This window comes from Actinocrispum sp. NPDC049592 (assembly GCF_040675465.1).
Taxonomy (GTDB): Bacteria; Actinomycetota; Actinomycetes; order Mycobacteriales; family Pseudonocardiaceae; genus Kibdelosporangium.
On sequence record NZ_JBFAPA010000018.1, the window covers coordinates 60,946 to 75,023 of the forward strand.

The following is a 14,078-nucleotide window of genomic DNA, read 5'->3' on the forward strand; positions in this document are numbered from 1 at the left end:
CCATCGGGCACGATGCCATTCGTGCTGGTGGATCAGGCTGTGGCCGCGGACGTCGATGAACTCGCCGATGTCCTCGTGGACTGTGTCGAGGGTGGGGCGAGCGTCGGGTTCGTGGCGCCTTTTGGCCACGATGAGGCTCGTTCGTGGTGGCGTTCGGCGTTGGCCGATCCGGGCACTGTCACGTGGGTCGCGCGTCACGACGGCCGGGTTGTCGGTGTGGTGCGGCTGGTGTTGGCGGGGCAGGCCAATGGGCGGCATCGCGCCGAGGTGTCGAAGTTGTTGGTGCACAGGGACGCTCGCGGCCTGGGCTGCGCCGGTCTGTTGATGTCCGCTGTGGAGGATGGGGCGCTTTCGCTGGGGCGTACGTTGCTGACGTTGGACACGCAGACCGGCAGCGTCGCCGAGGGCCTGTACTCGCGGCGGGGCTGGAAAGTCGTTGGTGTGATCGACGACTACGCCCTCACCCCCGACGGCAGGCTGGCGCCGACGACCTTGATGGCCAAGCAGCTGTGAAAATGGCCCCCGACCGGGGGCCATTTCCGTTGCGTCGCTTACCAGTCGCCGCCGCCGAAGTCGCCGCCGCCGCCGAAGTCGCCGAAGTCCTGGCCGCCGCCGTCGCCGCCCCAGTCACCGCCGCCGTCGCCACCCATATCGCCACCGTCGCCACCGCCCATGTCGGCCATGGCGTCGGCCTGACCGGCGTCGAACCCGGCCTCCCACGCCTGCGCGTCGGCGATGCCGCCCATGCCGGAGAACATGGCGTCGAACAACAGGAACGAACCGACACCCCAGGCACCGGCCACGAGCGCGGTCTTCCACCACGGCTCGGAGTACCAGCCCTGCGGCACCGGACGGCCGGCCACGCGGCCGCCGGGGTAGTAGTAGGGCGTGTCCGCGCCGGAGTACGGGGAGGCCGCGTAGTCGTGGCCCTCCACGTTCACCCGGCGGTTCTCGGTGACCGCGCCGGCCGCCTCACGCTCGCGGTCCACGGGCAGCTCGGGGCCGGGGTCCAGGCCCATCGCGGTGCGCGCGGCCCGCACGTAGTACAGGCCTTCCATCGCGGTCTTGGTGACCAGACGGGCCTGTTCCGCGGTCTGCACCTGGTCCATCTGGGACCCGGCGGCGGTGTACCGCTCGGAGGCGTCCGCCATCGCCTGCTTGGACGCGGGGTCGGTACCGGTCAGGTTCATCACCTGACCGCCGAGCCGCTCCACCCAGCGCCGGGCGTCCGCCTTGGCGTTCTCCAGCTCGTTGCGGCGAGCTGTGTTTCTCCTGCTCATGGCCATGAATCCGATTCCGGCCACGAGCACGATCAGGATTACCAGCACGATCGCCGTGCCCACAGCGCCTCCAACTTGAGCGTTCGAAAGTCCTCGAATCGGACAACGTCAAACGCTACCGTGCCGTTCCCGGCGGTCAGAAGACCTCGAGACAGTGCGGCGCGGTGTCGCCGAGGAAGGCACGTCCGGCCCTGGTCACCGTGCCGGGCACCAGCTCGGTGACCCGTCCGGCGGCGGCGAGGTCGGTCAGCCGGACGCCGCCGAGGAACACCGCGCCCAGGTCGGTGATGTCCAGCGCGAAGTCGGGTTCGGTGGTGGCCCGTTCGATGGCCGCCGTGCCCTCCGGGTCGATCACGAGGCGCCAGCGGCCTTCGTTCCAGGGGCAGAACGTGTCGGTGATGTCGAACACGGTGTCCAGTGGCGCGCTGTACTTGCGCAGCGGGAGGGCACGGTCGATGTCGACGAGGCGGATCCACAACGAGTCCACGATCCTCCTGATCGCCTGGCGGGGATCGTGCAGCATCAGCAGCACGGGATCGTTGGGCGCGACACTCGTGGTGACTTCGCGGACCTGGTCCATGTCGAGGAGGTAGCGCCACAACGCGGCGTGCGCCGACGGTGTCGCGGCGACGAGTTCCTGGATCTCGATCTTGCTCGCCGGTCCGCGGTCCTCCCAGTTGTTCCTGGTCCGGAAGAAGGCGTACCCGTCCGGGTGAACCGCGAACCGCAGCATGGACGCGCCGTTGCGGGCGCGGGGCTGGTCCCACAGCCGCCAGCGCCAGGAGCGTTCGGTGCGCGCCAGCCAGCCGGGGTGGCGGGTGAGGAGTTTGTCGTGCAACGCCGTCATCAATGGCAATGCTTCGGTGCGCGGGACTTCCCGCACCCGATTGTGCCCGGTGTTGGTTCCCGGCCGGAATGGCACGGCGCTGGGAATGGACACCGAGGCGTATTCGGCGGCCACCGAATAACCGAACCGGCCATAGATCGAGCCTTCCGAGGCCCATAGCGCGGCAAACGGTTCGCCCTTTTGTTCATGAAGCGCGTGCAGCTGCACGTGCATTAACCGGGTAAGGGCGCCACGGCGCCGGTGCCAGGGTTTCACCGCGACAGTTGTGACCGCGGCAACCGGTGCCGACACCGCCCCGGGCAAGGTCATTTCCCTGGTCAGGATGGTCGCGATGCCGACCAGTTCGTCCTGGTCGAACGCGACGGAGATCCGGTCGGGCTCCATGTCGGAACGGAACCAGTCGGCGTCCGCGGATTCGGGGTCCCGCAGGAATGCACTGGTGAAAGTCCGGTGGACCTCGTCGAAGAGATCCTCGGTGTAGGGACGTACGGTCAGCTCGGACACAAGTGACTTCATAACCCAGCCGCGGAAACGTTGCCACCGAGTTTCCGGGGGCCGTATCCTCTCCGCTACTTCTTTCTGGTCTTCCCGACGGCTGGGAGGGGGGTCCCGTGCGTGTGGACACCCTGACTCTTGTGCGCGAGGCGCGTGCCGATGACACGCCCGCCATCCGCGAAGTACACCTCGAAGCCTGGCGAGTTGCATATCGCAACCTGTTCGAGTCCGGCTTCCTGTCCGGGCAGCTGGACGCCGTCCGCGCCCGCGACTACCCCGGAACCCTCCTGGTCGCGGAGCGTGGCCGCAGGATCGTCGCGTTCGCCCACTTCGGTACCGCCGACGACGGCAAGGGCGAGATCTACGACTGCTACGCCCGCCCCACCGCCTGGGGCAGCGGCGCCGCCAACAGCCTCCTGACCCACGTCCTGGAAACCCTCGCGGACACCCGCCACAAAGACGTACGAGCCTGGACCCTCTCCGGAGCCAACCGAGCGCGCCACTTCTACCGCAAAGCCGGCTTCCGCGAGTCCGGCCGCTACCGCGAACGCGACCACGGCGACAACCGCCCGGTGATGGAACTCGAGTACATCCGCAGCATCCGCCACCTCCACCACTAACACCCAGATATGCCGAAGGGGCGCACCCCGAACCGGGCAACACCCCTACTGACCTGCTGGAACCGTGGTGGAGCGGGTGACGGGAATCGAACCCGCATGACCAGCTTGGAAGATCGGGCCGTGATCATGACCCCGACCAGCCAAACCCCTGGCCTGGGCCTTTGCGGCGGGATGGGGCGCTGAAGATCCGCGAGTGACCGTGGTTGACCGCCATGAGGGGCACGCGAGGGGCACGACCCGCCGCGTGCTCTTCCGCGCTGTCCGGGCGAAGACCTGGGTCAGTTCGTGATGTGTCCAGAGGACGAACTGCCCGGGTCCCGGCTGCCGACTCGCCATGGCGCCTCCTCGGTCTGTTGGCCGGGTCCCTACCCGACCCCCTTCCCTCGCCCCTGCCGCGCGTTAGCACCGGGTTGTCGGCGTCAAGGGTGGACGCTTGCGTCCATGGCGCAGCCACGCCGCAGGCGCCCTTGACGCCGGCGGGCCGGTGTTAAACGATCAAAGTCGAGGGACCTTTCTGCGTTGCATTTCCGCAGGTCCTAGTGGAATTTGGCATTTGCTAGGCTGTTATCACCGTCCGGACGATCCATGAGTCCGGGCCAGACCGGTGGACTTGGAGTGCAAATGTCCGTTGGCTAGCTTCATACAAGCTGTTAACTCCGTTACGGCGCTTGTCTTCGTGCTAACAGTCGCCCTAGACCAGTTGCTACGTTCGCGACGCGAAGCCACGTTTGCCCGACTGCTTGAAAGTGCCTACGAGCGAGGCGGTCTCAAAGAGGTCCGCGGCGTTATTCGGGCTATAGAACCTGTGCTGCTCCTGCCTGACCGTAGATCGAAGCGGGTACGCCGTCGGCTGTTGCGCCTCTTGTCCCGGATGCTCAGGTAACGCGCCGTCGGCGGCTATCGATGCAGTGCGGCAGCCCTGGCCGTACCGGGCGGCCGGCCGGGTGGAGCGGAGCGGGAACCCGGCCGTGTCGAGATGGAGCGGCCAGGGCTGCGAGCGGCACGTGCGCGCCGCCGACGGCGGCGCGCTTGATCCCATAGAGCTAAATTCGGCAGCAAGTCTGGCGTGAAGATCATCAGACCTAGCATCTACGGACTTAGCGACCCTGCGCCGTCGCAGCTGTACGCCGTAGATACGACACGCCGACCGCCCCATAGGTGCGACCCAGTCTCGCTCCGAGTTAAGATTTTACGATGACTCGTGTGCGCGATTACTGGAGACATTCGGCTCGATATGGTCGCGTCACCGGTTTCTATACCTTTGTGTTTGACCTAGGCGCCGATCTGCCGATCCTTAAACTGGCCGAAACGCTTTTGCGGTCGGAGATCGCCGAGACGGTTACAGTGCCAGGTTCCGGCGAGGTTCGCCTAAGTCGGCGATACAAGTCGTTGGCAAGGACAGTAGCGAACGCTAAAGGCCTTGTTGAAGCGGAAGACGTGATTAATCGCGAGAGATCGTGGTCGTCTATCAGCTGGCGAGGTAGGCGCTTCTACCTCAAGATAGTTAGTAGTGCCCTCCGTGCGGCGTTTTTCAAGCGGTCGACTCATGGAGAAGTTAGCGGCGAAAAGAATACTGCGGATACGTCTGTCAAGGCGGTCATGCAAGAGGTGGCTGCTAAGATAAACGAAGCTGTCTTTGATCGGCAATCACGTACTGCTGTAAATGACTTCGTTGATCGAAGTCTCTATCAGCCGGACTATCTGGGCACGGTTCCATATATTCGGTTGGAACTGAGAAGATTCGATGCACGACTGCTCGCGGCGAACTCGTCCGATGAAGAGTCCTGGGAGGTGGATGTTCGGCCGACTCTGCTGCTTCATTGTTCAGGTGTTGCTCTGCTTACATTCGCTATACGACTGCCTGAGGACGGAACTACTGAATGGCTGTCCTCTGTGCTCACCTCGGTTGAGCTCATGGCAAATCAAACCACTGTCTCTGAGCCTATCTTGCGAGCCGCGGCGGAATATAGCGGATATAAGGAAGAGGATTGGCCTGGAGCCTGGCTTTCGGATATTGAGGAAGGCACTCGATGGCGATCGCAGGAGCACGGTGATCGCGAGATTGGCCTACTGACCATTTTCGAATTGTACCAAGAAGCTATACTTCGATATTCGCCTAAGGTGTATCGCCATGGTGGCTGGCTATGTTATCCGACGTTCTTCGTTGAGAGACTATCTTGCTGTGGAAGTAAGAAACGGTGGATGCAAAAGCATCGCGGAGACTTGGTTTCGCTGCTAGCGCGTTCGCAACCGGGTGTGCCATTCACTGAAGAGGCGGCAGAGGAACTACTTCAACCGGATTTTTCAATCTTTCCGGATACGTCATTTTGGTCTCCCGGTGGCTGCGCGATGGAGTTTATGTGGAATTTTGAAAGTGAACCGAAAGATGATTTTGCGTATTATTTGAAACGGTTGGTGGTCATAGAGAATGCTCTTATTAAGTACTGGCAACTTCGCGCTCTCGACGATCGAATCGGCAATACGCAGCCTACATTGAAGAACATGGAAAAGCTGTTGCTGGAAGTAGCGTCAGGTTTGACGGAGTATCGAAAGCCGTTGTTCAGTTTTGAGCGTGCCAATGAAATATCCTCGTTTACCGTTCGTAGACTCGGCGGCTCTGAATACTATGAAAGCATTAACTCTCGGCTTAACGTTCTTCAGCAACTCATCGCTATGCGGACGGCAGTACGGGCTTCGAAGCGCGCGAATAGGTTTGCTGCGGCAGCGGTGATAGCGGCAGTTCTACTGGGTCTCCCTGCGGTAAGGCAGTCATTGGAAATCGTTCAGAAGGTACCAAACGAGGGTTGGGCTGGGAAACTGGCTTCCATCTTGCAGGGTTTGGGAGGTGGGCTTGACCAAGTAGCGTGGAAATCGTATCTAGTCGTCATGCTTATTGCATTCGTACTTCTGATCGTCGGACGCTTTAGAGTTAAGTCGAAAAGTAAGAGGTATGCGCGTCCGCCGATTGTGGGAACCTCCTGGCCGCATGGGCATGTCCAGATTGGCTCGACTAACCGCAGAGTTCCAAAGGGAACAATGGAGCGTGAGCGGGAGCAAGATCGGGATGTTTGAGTCTGATCTTTGATTTGGGCGGCCAAAGCGAGTGATCCTCGGGGCGATGCGCGCTTATCCTCTGGTGTGGGGTATCGGTGAACGACTAGAATTCAGGCGCCAGAGCGGCGGTGTTAGACGCACCGCGTCCAGGGCTCGTAGGAGTTCGAGCAGTTTCGAGATCCTCTGGTATGGATAGTCTGCGAGTTCGGAAAGACGGCGAATTGTAATGTAGTCGGCTCGTAGGCTCGCATCTCTGGATATCTCGGCTATCTTGACGCTGATCTCCGCAGTGGATTTGTATTCGAATTTGTTCTTACGCCTGTTGGATTTTCGTCGCTCGTAGTCGATTTCACTGCCTCCTCTGACGTTGCGGACTACGTGTTCAACCTCTTTGAGTGATCTGCTATTCTTAAGAGCCTCAAAGAAAACGTTAGTCGAGAGTGCTTTGCCGATGACAGTCGATTGCACGCTAGGCGTTGCGTCGGTGAGCATGACTGGGAGGCCAGCATCGCGAATCTCGACCTTGCCTCGATGGCCTAGGGCGGCTGCCGTCCACAGGCCAGTTGCTTCAGAGGGATGCCACTCGAACAATTTTGTAAAAGGCTTCGCCTCGTCGGCTGCGAGTGGATGCAGGGCAACGCAACCAAGCCCGTTAGATAGTTCAATGACTTGAGACTCTGGCAACTCGCCGTCTACGCCAGGCCCTGCAACTACAATGTCGCAAGGTAGCAGTGTCAACGCACATGCAGCTAGAGCCAGCGCATCGGCAATAGGGCTGCGTAAGTCCGATTCAGTTCCTCTGGCTATAAGGTCGCCTCCGACGTCAACCAGGACCAATCTGGGTACGCCGACAAATCTTGTGATTGAATTGAGCTGTTCGGCCATGCCGATTGCCCCGCCGTGCGGGTCTAGGAGAAACAGGCGCGCATTGAGTTCACCGGAAAGCCTGGGAAGAGTTGACCCGGCGGGTGGCTTGGGTGTGGTTTCGGGGGTTATTTGCCAGACGTTGGGGGCGTGTTCGGTGAGGTTGTCGAAGTCGGCGGCGCTGCGGGGGCCGGGGAGGGGATCGATGATCAGGCGGTCCCATGCGTAGGTGGCGATGTTGGCGGTTTCGCCGGGGTTTTCACGGTTGGCGAGGATGGCGGCTGCGATGGCGTCCCCGCCTCCGCCTGCTGCCACGTAGAGAGCGCCGGTCATGACTGTGACGGTAGTCGCTGGGTGTACTTGTCACGTCCCCAGCCGGTATGGTGGCTACTGGCATAGGCCAGTGGTGAGTGGAGGTGATGCGATGCCGGAGATTCAGGAAGCTGTCCCGAAGTACTTGCAGATAGCCAACTTCATCAAAGACGAGATCGTTCGTGGTGATCGGAAGCCGGGGGAGGAGATCCCCTCGGAACGACAGCTCGCGGTTGAGTGGAACGTTGCGCGGCCGACGGCGGCCAAGGCGCTGAACGCCCTGAGGATTCAGGGGTTGGTTGAGTCAAGGCAGGGCTCGGGGACCTACGTGAGGGATCCCCAGGCGGCGACGCGTGCGAGGGAGCGGTACCAGCGGGCGCGCAAGTTCGGGCGGATCTACGCGACCGGCGACTACGCGGAGATCAAGTCCGCAGAGGTTGTGGACGCGCCAGAACACGTGCTGGAAGCGTTGGCGCTAAAGGGAAATGCGCGGGTTGTGCGGCGGCATCGGGTCACGTTCAGCACGGTCCACGGTGCTGTTGAGACATCGGTGTCCTGGTTGGACGCGAGTCTGGTTGAGGTCGCTCCGCTGCTGGTAAAGACAGAGCGGATCAAGAACGGCACCGTCCGGTATGTAGAGGAGTCGACGGGGCGCACTGCTGCCTACGCGCGTGATCAGGTGGCCGCGCGGCTGGCGACCGAAGAAGAGGCGCAAGACCTGGGTCTGTCGGGTCCGGATTCTGCAGTGCTCGTCTACCGCCACACCGTCTATGACGCTGGTGATCGGCCGCTGGAGTTCGCCGAAGCCGTCTACCCGCCGCATCGGTGGACGTTCGAGCAGGAGTACTCCGTGTCGGAGTAGGCGGCTTGCCGCTTGCCGCAAGTGGCATATGCCACTACAGTGGCTAGTGGACAGGGCCACCTGTCTACCCTGATCCGGCTCAGCCGGTGGGGGAGGGACTACCGAGGAGACCAAGACCATGGCGGTGCCACACGGTCACAGGTTTGAAATCGACTTCGACACGATGTTCCCGCACGGGCTGTTCCTGATCGGGGAGCTTCAGCCGCTCACGGAGTACCAGTCGCAGGAGGACCGGGCGCGCAACCGTCCGGTTCGGCCCCGGATCGATGAGGCCACTGGCTTCCCGTTGTTCAAGGGGATGTTCGCCGACCCCTCGGCGGAGAAGGACCGGGACAAGTCCCTGTCGATCGAGTTCGCGGCGAAGGTTCAGCCCGTCCCGCCGCAGTCCATCCCGGGCATGCCGTTCGTGCCCGTCCGCCTGGAGGGCCTCACCGTCCAGCCACGTGCGGAGGCGTCCGGTCAGGCGAAGTGGGTGACCTGGGTCGTCCGCGCGACGGGGATGCGTGCCGTGGATGCTCCGGCAACAAGCCGCGGTTCGAAATCGGGTTCTGCCAGCGGAGATGCGTCTAAGCCGGCGGCGGCCTGAGAGGGGCTGACCGATGGCGTTTCACGCGACATGGGAGGTCGGGTACGAGCCGACCGTTTCAGTGCACAAGCACACGAAGTCGGCTCCGCCCCACCTCTTGCTGACCGGCGGTGGCAACACCTTGACCTTGGCGAGTCCGATCAGCTCCACGAAGTACCCGGAATACGCCGATTTCCTGCGGGACTTGGCGCGCAAGGCTAACCACGTTGCGGCTGAGTTGGACCCGGACGGCGAACCGTTGACCGGTCCGCCCAGTGAGGTGCTGGAAACGCGCGTGCTGTTCCTGCGAGACGAAGAGGGCGACGCGGGCGGAGGACACAAGCCGTGATGCTGAAGGGAAATCCGTGCCTCGACGGCGGTGCGCACGGGATCACTCTCGGGGCGGACAGTGCTGCTCGGGTCGTGTCGTCCGTTGCCCTTGTGCCTGCGATCGAACTGGTGGGTACAGGTGACAGGAGCGCGGTTCGCCTGGAGCTGGACCGTGATGGCTTTGATCTGCTGCGGTGCGCCGTTGACCGCATGGGCGTGTGTCTCGACACGGGTGCGCTCTCGGGCGGCGTGTTGATGCATGCGACGGCGCTCGCCTATCCGTCCGACCTTCCGGCAAGGGTTGTCGCCCAACGGAAACGCGGTGGCATGTCTGCGGCCGCATTCGCGCGACGGATCAACGTCACCGCGCCAACCTTGTCCAGAGTGGAGCATGGATCGCGGCGCCCGAGCCTTCGGCTGTTGGGCTTGATCGCGGCGGCTCTGGGCGTGGGGTTGGACGAGTTGCTTGCGCACGATCCCGGTCAGGAGTGGGTCTCGTGACCTGGGAGCTGCCGGGGCCGGATGCGCGTCCACGGGAACACGCCACGGCGGCGCGGCAACGTGCGTCGGTGCTGGCAGTCCTGATGGATCACGACCCAACGGTCATGGTCTCGGCACGAGAGACGCGGTGCGAACTGATCGCGCTCGCTGCCGTCTGTGAGGCCCTGGCGGGCTTGGCCGAGACCATCCCCGAATTTGGTGCTGCATTGAGGAACGGGAAGGAGGTGTGACGTGAGTGCTCGGCGGTCACGACGCAGAGGGGAGGCCGTGACCACCCTTGTGCAGGCGAACGCTGTGACGCCGATGATGCCCCCTGCGGGGGCCGATTTGGAGGAACAGAGGGAGTTCTACCAGGGGCGTGCCGACATGTATCGGGAGGTCGCAAAGACCGATCCGCGTCACTACTGGGAAGCGATGGCCTGCGCGGGGTTGGAACAGGAACGGGCGGACCTCATAGCCGACAACATCAGAAGATCCAAGACGGCCAGCGACTAGAAGATCCACAGTAGACAAAACGCGCGGCGAGCCGTGCGGCGATGACGCATGTCTTGTTGCGCCCCAATGGAAACCGTAGGCACAGAAGCGGACACCCGGCTACCAACCTGATCCGCTTCTGTGCTTGTCCACTCTCCTGGAGCAGACAGTGCAAAGCGTAGAACCTGCCTCGGGGACGCCTGCAAGGGGTGTCACCCGAACGCGATGTGGCAAGTGCAAGAGGTTCGCCCGGTTGCTGCCTGGCGACACGACATGTGCGGCGTGCTCCGGCGCGCTGGCTCTGGAGTTCGGCGACATCACCACGCCAGACACGGCACAGCGGGGTGGTTGGTGATGGGCGCTCAGGGATCGCGCTGGGTCGACCCGGCGCCGTTGGAGGTCGCCCGGCCCCGGCTGCCGTGGTGGACCATGCTGCCGGGGTGGGTGAAGCTCTTGGTTTCGCCCATTGCCTTGACCTGGCTGTCGATCTGGCTCGTCACGAAGATCGTCCGTCTGTGCTGGTACTACCCGCTCTCCGTGTGCTTGCTCGCCCTGGCGTTGCTGCTGGACTGGTGGGCGGGTCACTACCTCGTCGGCGCGGTCGCATCGGTGGTGATCACAGGCCTGATCGTCTGGTGGTGGCGTCGCAGGGACTCGTATAGCCGGCGGTGCCGCTGGCTGCGAACCGAAATTCGCCGCGTGACCATCTACGCCTGGGACTGGCGCACGGTGATGCGACTGTCCAACCTGACCGGAAAGGCGAACGGCCGCGAGTACCGGCCGAAGTTGAAGCGGGTCCGGGCCGAGGCCTGGCGGGACAAGGTCGGCGTTCGCATGATCAAGGGACAGGCGCCCGAGCAATGGGCGGAGCGGGCTTCGGGCTTGGCGCACTCGTTCCACGCGACCTCATGCCGTGTGCGGGTGATGGGTCCCGGCCGGATCGAACTGGACCTGGTGCACTCGGACCCGCTTGCTTCGACTGTTCCGCTTCCGGACATTGACGCTGACTCGGTGGACCTCCGCCGGGTTGTGATCGGCCGGACCGAGTCGGGCAAGCCGTGGCGGATTCGGTTGCTGGGCAATCAGATTCTCGTCGTCGGTGTCCAGGGTGCAGGTAAGGGCTCGGTGCTGTGGTCGGTCATCTGGGCACTCGCCCCGCTTATCAAGACCGGCGTAGTCCGGCTGTTCGGGATCGATCCCAAGGGCGGCATGGAGCTGGGCCAGTGTCCGGACATCTTCGAGAAGGTGGTCTTCGACAACGGACCGGATGCGGTGGAGCTGTTGGAGGAGCTGGCCAACGAGGTTCGAGAGCGGGCGGGAAGCTACCGGGGGATCAGGCGGCGGTGGACGCCTGATAGCGGCCAACCATTCACGCTGCTCGTCGTCGACGAGTTGGCTGACGTGATCGCATACCAGGCTGACAAACGGCTGCGGGAACGCGCCCAGGCGGCTATCCAGACCATCACGTCGCAGGGGCGTGCGCCTGGGTTCGCCACTCTCGCTCTGGTCCAGGACCCGCGCAAGGAAATCGTGCCATTCCGGAACCTGTTCACCACGCGGGTCGCGATGCGCCTCGATGAGGCGTCACAGGTGGACATGGTCCTGGGAGACGGTGTGCGCGAACGCGGCGCCGAAGCACACGAAATCTCTGAACTGACACCAGGTGTCGCGTGGGCCAAAGAGGACGGCAAGCGTGAACCCGTTCGTGCACGGGTGTTCTACGCCACCGACGACAACCTGACTGAACTGCGGGCGTACATCAACGGGTGGACGGCTGAGGTCGTGCCGCTCCGGGGTTCGGAGGGTGGTGCTGCGGCATGAGCACACCTCTACTCCTGATCTCGATGGCTGAGCATCTTGCCGGGTTCGAGTTGGCAGACCCGGTCATGGTCACCGTGCGTCCTAGCGAGATGGGTCCCATGGGGACAGTCCAGCTGTCCGGAAGGTCCTTGCCTGCCTTGGCTTCTGAATTGCTTGCTTGGGCAGACACGTTGGACAACGTCACGGCAACCGCCTGGCGGCCGGTGGCACCGGATGATGACCAGCTGTTCCTGGAGGTGCGGGGACGGCTGACCGACGACACACCGGTGAAGGTGTTCGGCGGCCTGCTCGATGGTCCCCGCCTGCCTCTTTTGGCCGGCGGGGAGCGAGGCGAGTTGTCCTGGTCGTTGCTGCGGACCTGGGCGCTGCTGGCTGAGGGGGTGGTCGCATGAGCGAGGCTCCCAATTCCGCGGTGACTTCCACAGTTCCGGTGGACGTGGTCAACCAGACCCGCGCTGAACGGATGCGCGTCCCCCTGGCGGCCGACGTCGTCAAGGCTGCAGCCGAAGAGCACGGGGTCTGTGTCCGGCCGTTCACGATGGAGGTTGGCGACCCGGACACGGGTGAACTGCGCTACGTCGCCGTGCCCTGTGGTTCGACGGTCGAATCGGTCTGCCGTCCGTGTGCGCACAAGGCGCGGGCTCTGCGGATCACTCAGTGCCGCGAGGGCTGGCACATGGCTGACGAACCCGACTTCACCCCGGAGCCGCCCAGCGAGGATCACTCCGCGCTGCTGGCTCTGCGAGCGGACTTGTTCACGGCCTATCAGACGGCGGTCGCTGAGGGTGAACTCGGCGAAGCGGAGGAACTGCGGGAGGAGATTACCCGGACCGACGAAGAACTTCGGCAACTCGGTATGCGGGGTCGGCTGCCTTCGCCGGACGTGCCTGCCAAGCGGGCTGTGAAGCGCTCGACGAAGCGGCGGCAGGATGCTCCGGACCTGCCTCGGCGGAAGGTCGCGAAGACCACCGTGGGGCGGGAGTATGCGGGCAAGTACCGGCCGTCCATGTTCGTCACGCTCACGCTCGACACCTACGGGCGGGTGCACGATGACGGCACGCCGGTCAACCCGAACACCTATGACTACCGGCGGGCGGCTCGGGATGCGGTGCACTTCGCCGCGTTGATGGACCGGTGGTGGCAGAACCTGCGGCGTGTCGTGGGCTGGGACGTCCAGTACTTCGCCACGGTTGAGCCTCAGAAGCGGGCGGCTCCGCACCTGCATGCGGCAGTCCGCGGTTCAATCCCGCATGAGCTGCTGAAACTCGTCACGGCGGCGACTTACCACCAAGTGTGGTGGCCGAGCCATGAGGAACGGACCTATCAGGACGGTGAGCCTCTGCCCGTCTGGGACAGTCGCACCCGGTCCTTTGTGGATCCGGTCACGCTGATTCCCTTGGCTGCGTGGGATGACGCGGTGGCTGCTGTGGAGGAACCGGCACACGTGGCACGGTTCGGCGAACAGGTGCATTCCAAGGGCATCCTCGGTGGCACGGAGGAGGCAGGGCGCCACATCGGCTACCTGACCAAGTAACTCACCAAGTCGGTCGGTGAGGTCGTGGAGTCCTCCAGTGAGCGCCAGGCGGCCCACCACGACCGGCTCCATGCGGAGCTGGCCGTCACGCCGTGCTCTCCGACCTGCGCCGTGTGGCTGCTCTATGGAGTCAACCCCAAGGGTGCTCACGGCAAACTGATTCCCGGGCACTGCAAGGGAAAGGCGCACAAACGGTCCACCCTCGGACTGCCCGGCCGGCGGGTCCTTGTGTCCCGGAAGTGGTCTGGCAAGACGCTCGATGACCACAAAGCGGATCGCAAGGCGTTCGTCGCGGAGATGCTGGCGGCGGTCGGGATCGTCAAGCCGGTCACCGACACGTCCCGGCTCATCTGGCGCAAGGTCGACCCGTCCGACCAGAACGCGCCGCCTCGGGCACACCTGCTCATGCACGCCATCGCCGAACGGACCCGATGGCGGGCGGAATACGACCGGGCATTGCTGGCGGCTTCGATGCCGCCCGAACTTTCGGCAACTGAGGACGCGGCGTGAGGGGGACGT

At 63.5% G+C, this 14,078-nt stretch carries 14 protein-coding genes and 1 pseudogene; 12 read left to right on the forward strand and 3 right to left on the reverse strand.

Annotated elements, in window-relative coordinates:
* Window positions 1–21 precede the first annotated feature (21 nt).
* Entirely contained in the window at window positions 22–513 is a 492-nt protein-coding gene (locus AB0J95_RS36715) for a GNAT family N-acetyltransferase (RefSeq protein WP_364768771.1), read from the forward strand.
* 38 nt (window positions 514–551) lie between these two features.
* On the opposite strand, the gene AB0J95_RS36720 is transcribed toward AB0J95_RS36715, so the two are convergent.
* Both AB0J95_RS36720 and AB0J95_RS36725 read right to left on the reverse strand, forming a co-directional pair.
* Window positions 552–1,343, reverse strand: a complete 792-nt coding sequence (locus tag AB0J95_RS36720) for a hypothetical protein (protein ID WP_364768774.1) — start codon at window positions 1,341–1,343, stop codon at window positions 552–554.
* 73 nt (window positions 1,344–1,416) lie between these two features.
* A complete protein-coding gene (locus AB0J95_RS36725) occupies window positions 1,417–2,631 on the reverse strand; it encodes a GNAT family N-acetyltransferase (RefSeq protein WP_364768777.1) in 1,215 nt (404 codons plus the stop codon).
* A 107-nt stretch (window positions 2,632–2,738) separates the two neighbouring features.
* On the opposite strand from AB0J95_RS36725, the gene AB0J95_RS36730 reads away from it, so the two are divergent.
* Together AB0J95_RS36730 and AB0J95_RS36735 are read left to right on the forward strand one after the other, a co-directional pair.
* Window positions 2,739–3,242, forward strand: a complete 504-nt coding sequence (locus AB0J95_RS36730) for a GNAT family N-acetyltransferase (protein WP_364768780.1) — start codon at window positions 2,739–2,741, stop codon at window positions 3,240–3,242.
* A 1,194-nt stretch (window positions 3,243–4,436) separates the two neighbouring features.
* Window positions 4,437–6,314 (forward strand): hypothetical protein, encoded by a 1,878-nt coding sequence (locus tag AB0J95_RS36735; protein ID WP_364768783.1) that lies wholly within the window; start codon window positions 4,437–4,439, stop codon window positions 6,312–6,314.
* 54 nt (window positions 6,315–6,368) lie between these two features.
* On the opposite strand, the gene AB0J95_RS36740 is transcribed toward AB0J95_RS36735, so the two are convergent.
* The gene (locus AB0J95_RS36740; protein WP_364768786.1) at window positions 6,369–7,493 is read right to left on the reverse strand and encodes a DUF1152 domain-containing protein; all 1,125 of its coding nucleotides are present in this window, start codon (window positions 7,491–7,493) and stop codon (window positions 6,369–6,371) included.
* Window positions 7,494–7,584: 91 nt separating this feature from the next.
* Here AB0J95_RS36740 and AB0J95_RS36745 point away from each other — a divergent pair, with 91 nt between their 5' ends.
* From AB0J95_RS36745 to AB0J95_RS36785, 9 genes and pseudogenes are all read left to right on the forward strand, one after another.
* On the forward strand, window positions 7,585–8,334 hold the full coding sequence (locus tag AB0J95_RS36745) for a GntR family transcriptional regulator (RefSeq protein ID WP_364768788.1): 750 nt from the start codon (window positions 7,585–7,587) through the stop codon (window positions 8,332–8,334).
* Between the two features lie 118 nt (window positions 8,335–8,452).
* Window positions 8,453–8,920, forward strand: coding sequence for a hypothetical protein (locus AB0J95_RS36750; RefSeq protein WP_364768789.1), 468 nt, complete (start codon window positions 8,453–8,455; stop codon window positions 8,918–8,920).
* A gap of 13 nt (window positions 8,921–8,933) precedes the next feature.
* Window positions 8,934–9,248, forward strand: coding sequence for a hypothetical protein (locus tag AB0J95_RS36755; RefSeq protein WP_364768791.1), 315 nt, complete (start codon window positions 8,934–8,936; stop codon window positions 9,246–9,248).
* Entirely contained in the window at window positions 9,248–9,730 is a 483-nt protein-coding gene (locus AB0J95_RS36760; protein WP_364769295.1) for a helix-turn-helix transcriptional regulator, read from the forward strand. Before AB0J95_RS36755 ends, AB0J95_RS36760 begins: the two co-directional genes overlap by 1 nt.
* Window positions 9,727–9,960 carry a hypothetical protein gene (locus AB0J95_RS36765; RefSeq protein WP_364768793.1) on the forward strand — a complete coding sequence of 78 codons (234 nt, stop codon included), beginning with the start codon at window positions 9,727–9,729 and terminating at the stop codon, window positions 9,958–9,960. Before AB0J95_RS36760 ends, AB0J95_RS36765 begins: the two co-directional genes overlap by 4 nt.
* A 37-nt stretch (window positions 9,961–9,997) precedes the next feature.
* On the forward strand, window positions 9,998–10,225 hold the full coding sequence (locus AB0J95_RS36770; RefSeq protein WP_364768795.1) for an AMED_5909 family protein: 228 nt from the start codon (window positions 9,998–10,000) through the stop codon (window positions 10,223–10,225).
* 333 nt (window positions 10,226–10,558) lie between these two features.
* On the forward strand, window positions 10,559–12,025 hold the full coding sequence (locus tag AB0J95_RS36775; protein ID WP_364768797.1) for an FtsK/SpoIIIE domain-containing protein: 1,467 nt from the start codon (window positions 10,559–10,561) through the stop codon (window positions 12,023–12,025).
* Window positions 12,022–12,417 (forward strand): hypothetical protein, encoded by a 396-nt coding sequence (locus AB0J95_RS36780; protein ID WP_364768799.1) that lies wholly within the window; start codon window positions 12,022–12,024, stop codon window positions 12,415–12,417. The genes AB0J95_RS36775 and AB0J95_RS36780 overlap by 4 nt, the downstream gene beginning before the upstream one ends.
* Window positions 12,414–14,069, forward strand: a pseudogene (locus tag AB0J95_RS36785) (replication initiator). The gene AB0J95_RS36780 and the pseudogene AB0J95_RS36785 overlap by 4 nt, the downstream one beginning before the upstream one ends.
* Window positions 14,070–14,078 lie beyond the last annotated feature (9 nt).